Below are 12,990 nucleotides of genomic sequence, written 5' to 3'. Positions count from 1 at the left end.
AGCTTGAGGCCGTGAAACCGAGGCGCCTGCTTTGCGGGCACGCCCGCTCCCACAGGTACCGTACGGCTCCAGGCGCTTGCATTAGCTGCAATCGTCCCGCTCGGGCTGGCGTGGTTGCCTGGCGTACACCACCTGAAGTTCGGCGCCACGGGCCCTGGCCAGCAGCTCCTCGGTGTCATCGCCACCGGGCAAGGCAAGCAACAGGTCAGGGCGGCTGTCATTGAGCATGAACAGGTTGCGCAGGCGTTCGGCCTGCTTGCCGTGCAGCTGCCAGTTTGGCGGGTAACGCACCAGATCGGCGCCATGCTCGCGCGCCCAGCTTTCGATTTCCCCACCAAGAAACTGGCTGCCACCGTGAATCAACACCCGGATCGGCCGCTGGCGCTGGACGTCGTCCAGGGCCTGGCGGCAGCGTCGGGTATCGGCGTAGTTGCGCCCTGCACAAATCAGTACTCGCATGGTCTGCTCTCCTTGCATCGCTCAGAACCACTGGCCGAAACGGCGGATATAGAGGGTCTTCATGGCCTGGGCGACCACGCAGTAGCCCAGCAGGGTGGCGGCCAGCCAAGGGAAGTACTCCCACGGCAGCGGCACCAGGCCGACCATCGCGCCCACCGGGGAGAACGGGATGTAGATACCCAATGCCATGACCAGCCCCGTTGCCAATACCACCGGCAATGCAGCGGTGCTCTGGAAGAACGGTACCTTGCGAGTGCGCAGCATGTGCACTACCAGCGTCTGTGACAGCAAGCCCTCGATGAACCAGCCAGACTGGAACAGCGCCTGCATTTCGACGCTGTTGGCGGCGAACACGTACCACATCAGGGCGAACGTGGTGATGTCGAAGATCGACGACGTAGGACCTATCCACAACATGAAGCGGCCGATGTTGCGGGCATCCCATTTGCGTGGCTTGCTGAGGAACGCCTTGTCCATGCGGTCCCAGGGCAGCGACAGCTGGGAAAAGTCATACATCAGGTTTTGCAGCAACAAGTGGATCGCCAGCATCGGCAGGAACGGGATAAACGCACTGGCCACCAGGACCGAGAACACGTTGCCGAAATTGGAACTGGCAGTCATGCACAGGTACTTCATGATGTTGCCGAAGGTTTCGCGGCCTTTGAGCACGCCCTCCTCGAGCACCATCAGGCTCTTTTCCAGCAAAATGATGTCGGCCGATTCCTTGGCGATGTCGGTGCCGCTGTCCACCGAGATACCGACGTCAGCATCGCGCAGGGCGGCGGCATCGTTGATGCCGTCGCCAAGAAAGCCCACGGTGTGACCATTGGCTTGCAGGGCCTTGAGCACGCGCGATTTCTGCAACGGGGTGAGCTTGGCGAAGACGGTGCGCTCCTCCACCTGAAGCTTCAGGGTGGTGTCGTCCATGCCCTCGATGTCCTGGCCGAGCAACGGCTGGCCTGGCGCCAGGCCTACTTCCCGGCACACCTTGGACGTGACCACCGGGTTGTCGCCGGTCAGTACCTTTACCTGCACGCCCATGTCGCGCAAGGCGGCGATGGCCGGGCCGGCCGTTTCCTTGGGCGGGTCGAGGAAGGTCAGCAAGCCCTGGATGACCAGATCGCGTTCATCTTCGGTGTGATACTGCGCCTTGCCTTCGGCCGCCGGGATCTGCCGGGTGGCAACCACCAGCACGCGGAAGCCGTCCTGGTTGAAGGCATCGACCCTGGCCATCAGCTGCTGGCGACGGCACGGATCAAGGGCAACGACCTTGTCGCCTTCCTGCACATGGGTGGCGATGGCGAGCATCTCCTCGACCGCCCCTTTGCTTACCAGCAGGTGATCGCCCAAGGCATTCTTCACCACCACTGACAGGCGGCGGCGGATGAAGTCGAACGGCAGTTCGTCGACCTTTACGTAGGCGTAAGGCGCCTGGAACTGTTGGCCCTGGCCGGCGAAATGCAGCACGGCCTGGTCCATCAGGTTGCGGATGCCGCTTTGGTGATGGCTGTTGAGCCAGGCCAGCTCTAGGATGTGCTTGTCGGTTTGGCCGTCGAAGCGCACATGGTGCTCAAGGATGATCCGATCCTGGGTGAGCGTGCCGGTCTTGTCGGTGCACAGTACATCCATGGAGCCCAGGTTCTGGATGGCGTTCAGGCGTTTGACCACCACCTTGCGCCGGGCCATGGCCACGGCGCCCTTGGCCAGGTTGGCGCTGACGATCATCGGCAGCATTTCCGGGGTCAGGCCCACTGCCACGGCAAGCGCGAAGAGGAAGGCATCACCCCAGTCGCCTTTCACCAAACCGTTGATCATGAACACCACCGGCACCATCACCAGCATGAAGCGGATCAGCAGGCTGCTGACGCTGTTCACGCCGCGGTCAAAAGCGGTCTGGCTGCGCGAACCGGCAATGGCCTTGGCCAGCGAGCCAAAATAGGTGCGTCGGCCGGTGGCGACCACCACGGCGCGGGCGCGGCCACTGACCACATTGGTACCCATGAAGCAGATGTTCGGCAACTCGAGCAGGTTGTCCTGATGTGCGCCATGCTCGGCGGCGGACTTCTGCGCGACATTACCCAAGGTGTCATACTTTTCGACCGGCAACGCCTCGCCGGTGAGCACGGCCTGGCTGATAAACAGGTCACGCGCTTCGAGCAGGCGGATATCGGCGGGAATCATGTCACCTGCAGAAAGCTGCACGATGTCGCCGGCCACCAGTTCGTCCATGGGCACTTCGCGCAGGCGCGGGGCTTGCCCGATCTGCTCGCGGCGCAACACCGTGGCAGTACTGCGCACCATTGCCTTGAGCGCGTCGGCAGCCTTGTTCGAGCGGTACTCCTGCCAGAAGCGCAGCAGGCTGCTGAGGCTGACCATGGTCATGATGATGATGACCTTGGTCAGGTCGGCATCGTCTGCTTCGCCTGCGCTGACCGGCAGCCAGTAGTCGGTGACAAAGCTGATCCCGGCCAGGGTCAGCAGTACATAGATGAACGGGTTGTTCAGGGCCTTGAGCAACTGCACCAGGGCGTGGGGTTGCGGGTCGTGGGCAACCTGGTTGGCCCCATCGCGCACCAGGCGCTTGGCGGCTTCGTGCTCGGTCAAGCCCTGTTCGCTGGCATCGAGGTTGGCGAGGGTGACCGCCAGGCCATTGCGCGCTTCACGGGCGGCGCGGGTGGACAGGCGGGTTTCGCGTTCGGCTTTGGCCGATGAGGTGTTACGGTGTTTGACAGTCATGTTGCTGTGCTCCTGCCGCTGCGGCGGCACGACACACAGACGTTTCACTCAGGCGGTGAACGAAGGCATGTCGGGTCGCTGAATAATGCTGGTTCTTTCCGACAGTTGTCTGTCCGCTGCCGAGAGTCGGAAGTTGTTTCGGCAGCGAACTTTCTACTCGCGCAATCCATGGTTTGATTCCTTTTAATAAACACAGGGCAATAGTCATCCCGCGAACTTTTAAGGTAAAAAGTTCGAGCACAAAGATACCGTTCAATATCTTTTATTCAGTGAGCAGTGCGGGGGCTCAAGCGTGCATGAACACGCACCAGCACCCCGCAACTACTTGGGGGGTGCTGGTGGTGGTCAAGGTAGCCGTGCAGACGCCGCGGCCAGGCGCCGGCCTGCTGCGGCGCAAGGCACGCAGGCTGGCGATGTGAAACGAATGAAGTGAGGTTCATGAGCTTGCCTCCAACCGGCCAACACCGGCGGCGGCAAGTCACGGCGGAGCATCAGGCTCTGGCGCGGCTTGCCCGACCAGGGTGTCGGGACCGGTGTTCCGGTTCAAGTGCCTGACCAGGCCATTCGGCAGAGATCAGGCAGCGACGAGATACTGTGTCCATTGAATTCTTCAGTGAAGGGAAAAAAGGCCCCGCGCTCGGGGCGGTCGAACTTTATTCAAGCGTAGTATCGAAGTCAACCCGCAAGGGAAACTTTAAATAAGTTTAACCTTATCTTAATGTTCCACGCAGGCGCAGCGCCTCAAACCTTGAACCGCCCCACCAACGCCGTCATCTCCCCCACCAGCCCCGACAACGCCTTGCTCGCCTCGCTGGTCTGCTGCGCACCCGCAGCGGAATGGTTGGACAGTTCGCGGATGTTCAGCAAGTTGCGGTCTACTTCCCGCGCCACCTGAGCCTGCTCTTCGGCCGCACTGGCAATGACCAGATTGCGCTCGTTGATTTCGCCGATCGCACTGTAGATGCCCTCCAGCACTTGCCCCGAGGCCAGGGTCACGTCCAGTGTCGACTGGGCGCGGTTGGTGCTGGCCTGCATGGAAGCCACCGCAGCTTCGGTCCCCGCCTGCACGCTGCCGATCATCTGCTCGATTTCCTGGGTCGACTGTTGCGTGCGGTAGGCCAGTGTGCGCACCTCATCCGCCACCACCGCAAAGCCGCGCCCGGCCTCACCGGCACGGGCCGCCTCGATGGCAGCATTGAGCGCCAGCAGGTTGGTCTGCTCGGACACCGAGCGGATCACTTCCAGCACCTTGCCGATGTCCCGCACCTGCCCCACCAACTGCTGCAGGTGCGCACTGCTGGTCTGGATTTCGCGGGTCATGGCTTCGGTGCCGTCGATATTTTCACTGACTTGCCGGCGGCTTTGCGCGGCCAGCTGGTTGGATTCACTGGTGGTTTGCGAGGTGGTGATCGCGTTGCGCGCAACCTCCTCCACTGCCGTGGTCATTTCGGTCACGGCAGTCGCGGCCTGCTCCAGCTCCTGCCCCTGCTGACGCAGGTTGTTGGCGCTTTCCTCGGTGACCGCGTTCAACGCCGTGGCGGCGGCGTCCAGCTGCCGGGCACAGTTGTTGATCTGCCCAAGGGTGTCGCGCTGGCTCTGCTGCATGCGCTGCAGCTCATGGAACAGTTGGCCGATCTCGTTGTTGCCCTGCCCTTGCACCGGCACACTCAGGTCGCCACTGGCAATGCGCTGGAAATGCCCACCGGCTTCACGCAGGGGGTGCAACACACGCTGGGCAATGAACGCCCAGCACAGCACCGCCAGCACCACGGTCACGCCCAGCAGGCACAGGCTCAGCAATTGTGCCCGGGCCAGACGCCGGTCGGACTCGAGCATGATTTGCTGGCCACGTTCGCTCAGTGTGGTCACCAGCTGCTGGCGCAGGGTTTGCAACCGCCCCATGGCATTACCGGCATCGCTGTTGACCTTGAAATACTGCTCCAGCGAACGCTGGCGGGTCGCTTCACGCTGCCCAGCCACCGCCTTGGCGTATTCGGCAAAGGTAGCCTGCAGCTCGGTTGCCAGCACGCGAAGGGCGGGTTCGCGGGCGTTTTCGACAAATTCGTCGACCAGCGCCTGGCTCTTGTTGTTCAGCTCCACCGACAGCGCCATGCGTTTGCCTGCACTCTCGTCATGGCCACCCAACTGCTCGATAAAACCCGAAGACACGTTGGCGCTGGAACGAATCGCCATCAGCAACGCATTGTTCAAACGGTCCGACTGGTGCGCAGTCTGGTCCAGTTCAGTGATCTGCTGGTCGCTACCCAAGGCAGCCCACCAGGCACTGGCGGTCGAAAACAGCAGGGTCAGGCTGAACAGCGACAACACCCAGAACATTCCGGTGCGAATTTTCAGGTTTGCAAGCATGCGGGCAGTACTCCTTGTTGGCACCACTTCTGATCGATGATTCGAGGGTGGGTGTGCTGCTATCGGAGGTACTGGCGCAGGCTTGAGGCGCCGCGATGCGGTTATGTGCGGTAACCGAACGGAATGCGTTGAGACCCAGAGGCCTCGAAACCCTTGAGGGCATAACCCTTTTGCATAAATCCTGAGGCCAGCGCGATCACTGTGGGAGCGGGCTTGCCCGCGAACACGGGCGAAGCCCGTGCCATCCGCTACCGCGCCTTGCCAATCGCTTTCGCTGCGTCTGCCAGGCGTTGGGTCGCCTGCCGGATCTCATCGGCATCCAGCGAAGCAAACCCCAGGCGCAAGGCGTTCTCGGCATGGCCAAACGGTGAAAACTGTCGCCCACTGCGCACCACCAGGTCCCGTTCCAGCGCTTTGTCGACCAACTGATCCACGTTGATCTCATCGGCAAACCTCACCCACAACGCCAGACCACCTTCTGGCGCCTGCACGCTGATCTGCTCACCGAACGCATCGCGCAAACACCCCAACAAGGTCTCACGCCGGCGCCGGTACTCGCGGTTGACCCGGCGCAAGTGCTTCTTCAGCTCCCCATCATTGATCAGGTCCGCCAACATCTGCTGCATGACTGCATCGCCCTGCCCCAGGGTCAGCATGGCCCTGCGTTCCAGCGCGGTTGTCACTTCCACCGGTGCCACGATATAGCTGCAACGAAACGTGCTGCCCAAAGGCTTGGACAGTGAGCCAATGTAAATCACGTGCCGCTGCTGGCGGTCGCTGGCCAACGGCAGATAGGGCCGCCCGGCAAAGTGGTATTCGTAGTCGTAATCTTCTTCGACCACGCAAAAGGCATGCTGGCGCGCCAGCTCCAGCAGCTGTTGCCTGCGCCCGGCTGGCAGGCTGACCGTGGTCGGGAACTGGTGATGGGGCGTTATGTACATCATCCGCACCTTGTGCTGCCGGCACAGGGCATCGAGCTGGTCGACCCGGCAACCCTCATGGTCCAGCTCCACGGTCACCAGGCGGGCACCCAGCTGACGGAAGATCTCCCAGGCAGGGGGTAACTCAGGCGCTCGACCAGCACAACGTCACCCGGCTTGAGCAACACACTGGCCACCAGGGATAGTGACATCTGCACCCCCTGGGTCAGGCAGATATGCTCGGCACCAACGTTCAGGCTGCGGTTGTGTCGCAGCATGTCGGCCAGGGCGCTGCGCAGATTGCGGCTGCTGCACTCACTGCCGTGGCGCACGCTGTTGCTGGTGAAGCTGCTGCGCAAGGCATTGCGGTAATAGCGATGCAGTACAGCCTGTGGCAGCAGGCGATGGTCACAGGCGCCGTTGTCGAAGAACAAGGCCCCCGGCCGCCCTTGCTGCGCTACAGCCTGTTCGTTCGCCTTGAAGTAGGCAACGGCAGGTTCCTCTGGCAGCGCCAGGGCAAAAGGCCGCACGGCACCGGAAACGGCCGCTGTGCCAGGCGCCAGCTGCTGGCTGACGAAGGTGCCCCGGCGTTGCACGCTTTGCAGCCAGCCTTTGGTTTCGGCTTCCTCATAAGCAAGGATCACGGTCTTGCGATTGACGTTCAGCAATTGCGCCATCTCCCGCGTGCCCGGCAACGGCGTGCCAGGGCGCAGGCGACCCTCGCTGATTGCGGCCACCAGCCCTTCGACGATCTGCCGGTACGAAGCCTGTGCCCCATCGAGCCTGAGCAGTGGCTGCCATTTACGAAGCTGGACCATATGAAATATCCAAAACTGGAGGTTCTGCTGGTCCTGGACTATAGCAACAATCGAACCTCCATTTGCCCCGAGGTGCTCATGCAAAGCCGCCACGTCATTGAATTATCGCCCTCGGGCAAAACCTTCGAAGCCAGCCAGGAGCTGCTGCTCGATGCCATGCTCGCCAGCGGCCTGCCGGTACCCTTTTCATGCCGCCGCGGCGCCTGCGGCTCGTGCAAGGTCAAGGTGGTCTCAGGGCAGCATCAGGACAAGCAGCGGGATGCGGACACACCGCCGCCTTCCTACCCCTTGGCCGCCGACGAGATGTTGCTGTGCCAGAGCCACGCCTGCAGCGACATGCGCCTGGAAATACCCGGCTGGTCACTGGACGCCCCGGCACTGGAAACCCAGGCACAGGTTGTTGGCAAGCGCGCGCTGAGCGCAGATATCGTCGAGCTGGTGTTGCAGCCTGCTCAGCCGCTGGAGGTGCGGGCGGGCCAGTACATGCGGTTCCAGCTGGACAACGGCGACAGCCGCTGTTTCTCCATTGCCAACCTGCCTGCCCAGGAACAAGGGCAACTGGTGTTTCACATTCGCAAGGTCAGCGGTGGGCTGTTCACCGAAGGTTTGCTGCCCACCCTGCAAGCAGGTGCAACGGTAAAGCTCGAAGGCCCGCTGGGCGCCTGTACCTGGCAGCACGATGACCAACGCCCGCTGATCCTTTTCGCCACCGGCACAGGTTACGCCGGCATCAAGCCGCTGCTGCTGACGGCCTTGGCCGGCGATGCCGACGTCACGCTGTACTGGGGCGGCTCTTCGCCGGCGGATTTTTATGATCGCGAATTTCTCGATGTGTCCAGCCGTGTGCACCCGCACTTTCGCTGGCAACCGGTACTCTCGGCCCAGGCCCGTATACAGCAGGTGGCGCTCAGCCAGACGCATCGCTGGGGCGAAGCCCAGGTCTACGCCTGTGGCAATGCCAATATGATCAGCCAGACTCGCGAGCAATGCCTTGCGGCAGGGGTACAGCCCCATCGTTTTGTGGCCGAGGCCTTTGTCGCCAGTGGTGCACTGACAACGCAGGCTTCAGCAGCCAGCACACTGCACCCTGAGCTGGAAAAGGTCGGCCCACGTTATTCGCTGGACGGCATGCTCGCGGCCCGCGAACAGTCGGTGCGGGCCGTGGCTGCCATTGCCAGCCAACTGCAGGTCGGCATGACCACTGCCCAGGCCCTGGAGATGGCCGCGCATACCCTGCAGGCGATGGGCGCCTCACACACTTGGCACCCCACCTACATCCGATTTGGCGACGATACCGTGCGTACGCCACGGCAAGGCATTGACCTTCAACGTGCGCTACGCGCCACGGACATCGTCGTGGTCGACGTTGGCCCGGTATGGGATGGCTATGAAGGTGACTATGGCGATACGTTCGTGTTTGGCCAGCACGCCCTGCACCACGCCTGCGTGAAGGCACTGCATGAAGTGTTCGACGAGACCCGCCAGGCCTGGGGCCGCGGGTTGACCGGGCGTGAACTGTACGACTTCGCCGAGCGCAGTGCCCAGGCCAAAGGTTGGCAGCTGGAGCGCAACCTGGCCGGGCATCGCATCGCCGACTTCCCGCATGTGTTGTATGGCCAGGACAAGCTGGCCGAGGTGGAGATTGTCCCGAGCGAGGTGGTGTGGGTGCTGGAGATACAGCTGTGCCACCCTACCGAACCTGTCGGGGCATTCTTCGAAGACATCCTGATTGGCGAGCGCAAGCCGGGCGCTGCCAGGGCTGCTTGATACCGCATCGGCCCTTGAACCCGTAACAGGTTAAAGTGGGCAACAGAAGGACACCCGACAAGGACGATTACCATGCAAGTACGCACGCTCACCCCTGACGACCTCCCCCAAGCCTGCGCCTTGTGCATGGATGCCTTCATGCAGGCAGTCGCGCCCACGCTATCGGCGCAAGGTATCGAGACCTTTACCCAGGTGTCAGCACCCCAGGCGTTTGCCGAGCGCATGCAGGGTGACAACCTCATGCTGGCCTGTTTTTTCGAAGGCGCTATCGCGGGGCTGATCGAGCTCAAGGAAGGCCGTCACGTTGCGATGTTGTTCATTGCACCAAGCCTGCAACGCCGGGGTATAGGCAAGCGCCTGATGAACGCAGCACTGGAGCATGCCAGAACTGAGGTGGTGACGGTAAAGGCATCATTGTCTTCTGTACCCGCTTACCAACGCTACGGCTTCACCCTGGCAGGCGACGTGGGTGAGTTTGCCGGGCTGGTGTATCAGCCGATGGAAAAGCGCCTGCCGACCCAGCCAGCGTAGGAGCAACCTGGGGTCGCGACAGGGCCGCAAAGCGGCCCTGGCAATACTCTGTCTCAGCGCGTAGCTGGCAGAAATCCGCTCGCGAGGCACCCGCCGACCCCGAACCGACCAAGGGTGTGGCGGCTTGTCAACCCGCCATCAACCGTTGCCGCTTCAGGCGCCGAGTGAACACAGCACGCTTTGCAGCTTGTCTCGGGTGGTGTTCGTGCACGCCTGCATGGGCTCGCGCAGCTCGTCTGCAATCAGGCTTTGCAGCTGCAATGCCGCCTTGACCACGGCCGGGTTGGGCTCGGCAAAGGCCACTTTGATCCAGGGCAGCAACTGGTAGAACGTACCACGCGCGGCGGCCCAGTCGCCGCTGTCGACCTGCTGCACCATGCGTACGTACAGGTCGGCGCGCACATGCGCGGAGGCCGAAATGGCGCCAGCCCCACCCAGGCACAGGTTATTGAAGATCTGCAGGTCTTCACCGGCCAGCACCTGAGCGTGGCCGTCCTCGATCAGGGCCATGGTCGTCTCGTTGTCACCGCCACAGTCTTTCACCGCCGCAATACGTGGATGGCGCACGATACGGCGCAGGGTTTCACGTTCGATGCGTACGCCAGTGCGGTAGGGAATATCGTAGACGATCACTGGCACGCTGGCCGCATCGGCCACGGTGGCGAAGAAGGCTTCGATGCCAGCCTGCGAAGGGCGGATATAGCAAGGTGCGGGCACCAGCAGCCCGCCAATGTCACGTTGCTGGATTTCAGCCTGGAAGGCCAGCAACTCACCCAGGTTGTAACCTGACAGGCCCATCACCACCCTGCCAGGCTCCACCCAGGCCAGCACGGCATCCAGCACTGCCAGTTGCTCGGCCTTGGACAACGCCGCTGCCTCACCCGTGGTACCGCACACCACAAAACCGGCCACACCGTCTTTGAGCAGCTTCTTCACCAGCTTTTCCAGGCCTGGGAAGTCGATTTCATTGGCGCGCATTGGCGTGACGAGGGCGATCCAGATACCACGGAAATTCGACATGCAAAAACTCCTGATGTTGACCGAAAGTCAGCGTCAGCAGGGCGAAGAGTGGAAGTGGTGGCAGGGATACCTGGCGCCTTCTGTCTCGTCAGCCCACCTGACGAGACAGCGCGCCTCGGTCAGATGAGCGGCTGTTTCTTGGATTTCTTGGCAACGGCAACGCACGCGTCTGCCTGAGCGATGAAGCCCGAAGCGGAAATGGCGTGGTTGGATGTGGACATGCTGGCAAGCCCGTTGCGTAGGTATGGCTGGATAATGGCGGGAAAAGTCGCCACAGGCAAGCCCGCAGTCGCACGCTTCAAATCAGGCCTTGCTTCACCGCTATAGCAATGCAGTGGGTTTCAGGCGCCAGCCACACGAACCTGCTTCGGCGGCGTCTACCTACAGGCGAATGCTGTGATGTGCTGTATGGTTACCGGTTAAGCAAAAACCGTTTTCCGGAGACAAGCATGCTGCGTATCTTTGAACGTCGGCTCGACCCCTTCCCACCCGACGAGGTACCACCGCCGCCCGTTGGCCTGTTGCGCTTCATGTGGGCTTGTACCCGCGGCGCCCGTGGCTACATCCTGGCGCTGGCGCTGCTCAGTGCCGGGGTGTCGATATACGAAGCCTGGCTATTCGCGTTCCTGGGCCAGGTGGTCGACCTGCTCGCGTCCTGGCAGGCAGGCGGTACTGTTGGCCCCGAGGAAAGCCGTGTGCTGTGGGGGATCGGCATCGTCCTGGTGGTCAGCATCGGGCTGGTGGCGCTGCGCACCATGGTTCAGCACCAGGTGCTGGCGATCAACATGCCGCTGCGGCTGCGTTGGGATTTTCACCGCCTGATGTTGCGCCAGAGCTTATCGTTCTTTTCTGACGAGTTTTCTGGCCGGGTCACTACCAAGGTGATGCAGACGGCGCTGGCAGTACGCGATGTGCTGTTTACACTCATTGAAATCCTGCCTGGGATTGGCGTGTATTTCATCGCGATCATTGCCCTGGCCGGCGGCTTTGCCCTGAAACTGATGCTGCCCTTCATTGCTTGGGTCGTGCTGTTCGGCTTGGCCATGCTGTATTTCGTCCCCCGGCTGGGCAAGGTCGGGCAGGAGCAGGCCAATGCCCGGTCGTCGATGACCGGGCGGGTTTCTGACGCTTACACCAACATCACCACGGTAAAACTGTTTTCGCACTCCAACCGCGAAGCGCACTTTGCGCGCGCAGCCATGGAAGATTTCAAGCAGACCGGTTTTCGCCAGATGCGCCTGGTGAGCCAGTTCGAAATCGTCAACCAGGCGTTGGTGGTGGGCTTGATCTTTGGTGCCGGTGGCTACGCACTGTGGCTGTGGCACCAGGGCCAGGTTGGCACCGGGGCCGTGGCGGCAATCACCGCCATGGCCTTGCGCGTCAACGGTATGTCGCACTGGATCATGTGGGAAATTACCTCGCTGTTCGAAAACATCGGCACCGTGCAGGACGGTATGGCCACCCTCACCCGCGGCCCCAAGGTGCAGGATGTGCCGGGTGCTGCAGAGCTGGTAACCACGGGTGGCGCGGTGAGTTTCGACAAGGTCAGCTTCAACTACAACGGCGAGCGCCAGGTGCTCAATGAGCTGACGCTGCACATCCGTCCGGGCGAAAAAGTCGGCCTTGTCGGCCGCTCCGGCGCCGGCAAGTCCACCTTGATCAACCTGCTGCTGCGCTTCTACGACGTGGACAAGGGGGAAATACGCATCGACGGCCAGAACGTCGCCAAGGTCACGCAGGATAGCCTGCGCAGCGCCATCGGCATGGTCACTCAGGACACCTCGCTGTTGCACCGTTCGATTCGCGACAACATTGCCTATGGCCGCCCCGATGCTACCGAAGCACAGATCCGTGCCGCTGCGGCCAGTGCCCAGGCCGATGGTTTCATCAGCCAGCTCAGCGACCGCCAGGGCAACAGCGGTTACGACACCCTGGTGGGTGAACGCGGCATCAAGCTGTCTGGCGGCCAACGCCAGCGCATTGCAATTGCCCGGGTGATGCTGAAGAACGCACCGATCCTCCTGCTTGACGAAGCCACCAGCGCGCTGGACTCGGAGGTGGAGGTGGCCATTCAGGAGAGCCTGGATGAAATGATGCAAGGCAAGACCGTTATTGCCATCGCCCACCGGTTGTCGACGATCGCCGCCATGGACCGGCTGATCGTGATGGATGAAGGGCGCATCATCGAGCAAGGCACCCATGCCGAACTGTTGGCGAAAAAGGGTACCTATGCACGGTTGTGGCAGCATCAGAGTGGCGGGTTCCTGGGTGAGGATCAGGGCGTGGCCGAGGCTGTGGAGTAAGCAGAGGCCGGGGGCAGCCAGGGCATACCCAGGCTTCGAAAGCCTACCCAGTCAATGAACTGCGCCCCT

General features: G+C 62.0%; 8 protein-coding genes and 1 pseudogene. 4 read left to right on the top strand and 5 right to left on the bottom strand.

Annotation, left to right across the window (positions count from 1 at the left end; all coding sequences use genetic code 11):
• Positions 1 to 81: 81 nt before the first annotated feature.
• Positions 82 to 459: a DUF2493 domain-containing protein gene (locus tag N5D53_RS21715; RefSeq protein ID WP_020192194.1), complete on the bottom strand. Its 378-nt coding sequence runs from the start codon at positions 457 to 459 to the stop codon at positions 82 to 84.
• A 21-nt stretch (positions 460 to 480) separates the two neighbouring features.
• Positions 481 to 3,195, bottom strand: coding sequence for a magnesium-translocating P-type ATPase (gene mgtA, locus N5D53_RS21710; RefSeq protein ID WP_279840787.1), 2,715 nt, complete (start codon positions 3,193 to 3,195; stop codon positions 481 to 483).
• 296 nt (positions 3,196 to 3,491) lie between these two features.
• Between mgtA and N5D53_RS21705 the strand changes: the two genes are divergently transcribed.
• Positions 3,492 to 3,614, top strand: coding sequence for a hypothetical protein (locus N5D53_RS21705; protein WP_254913451.1), 123 nt, complete (start codon positions 3,492 to 3,494; stop codon positions 3,612 to 3,614).
• A 322-nt stretch (positions 3,615 to 3,936) separates the two neighbouring features.
• Here the strand turns inward: N5D53_RS21705 and N5D53_RS21700 are convergent, their stop codons facing one another.
• Positions 3,937 to 5,562, bottom strand: a complete 1,626-nt coding sequence (locus N5D53_RS21700) for a methyl-accepting chemotaxis protein (RefSeq protein ID WP_190869449.1) — start codon at positions 5,560 to 5,562, stop codon at positions 3,937 to 3,939.
• A 248-nt stretch (positions 5,563 to 5,810) separates the two neighbouring features.
• Positions 5,811 to 7,300, bottom strand: a pseudogene (locus tag N5D53_RS21695) (PLP-dependent aminotransferase family protein).
• Between N5D53_RS21695 and N5D53_RS21690 the strand changes: the two are divergent.
• Positions 7,301 to 9,067, top strand: coding sequence for an NAD(P)H dependent flavin oxidoreductase family protein (locus N5D53_RS21690; protein WP_104961983.1), 1,767 nt, complete (start codon positions 7,301 to 7,303; stop codon positions 9,065 to 9,067).
• Between the two features lie 72 nt (positions 9,068 to 9,139).
• Positions 9,140 to 9,598 (top strand): GNAT family N-acetyltransferase, encoded by a 459-nt coding sequence (locus N5D53_RS21685; RefSeq protein ID WP_104961984.1) that lies wholly within the window; start codon positions 9,140 to 9,142, stop codon positions 9,596 to 9,598.
• Between the two features lie 153 nt (positions 9,599 to 9,751).
• Here the strand turns inward: N5D53_RS21685 and dapA are convergent, their stop codons facing one another.
• A complete protein-coding gene (gene dapA / locus N5D53_RS21680) occupies positions 9,752 to 10,618 on the bottom strand; it encodes a 4-hydroxy-tetrahydrodipicolinate synthase (RefSeq protein ID WP_104961985.1) in 867 nt (288 codons plus the stop codon).
• Between the two features lie 449 nt (positions 10,619 to 11,067).
• On the opposite strand from dapA, the gene N5D53_RS21675 reads away from it, so the two are divergent.
• The gene (locus tag N5D53_RS21675; RefSeq protein ID WP_190869450.1) at positions 11,068 to 12,921 is read left to right on the top strand and encodes an ABC transporter ATP-binding protein; all 1,854 of its coding nucleotides are present in this window, start codon (positions 11,068 to 11,070) and stop codon (positions 12,919 to 12,921) included.
• Positions 12,922 to 12,990: the final 69 nt, after the last annotated feature.

Origin of the sequence: Pseudomonas sp. GD03862 (genome assembly GCF_029840855.1) — a bacterium.
Lineage (GTDB): Bacteria > Pseudomonadota > Gammaproteobacteria > Pseudomonadales > Pseudomonadaceae > Aquipseudomonas > Aquipseudomonas alloputida.
This window is presented reverse-complemented; position numbering and strand designations above follow the sequence as displayed.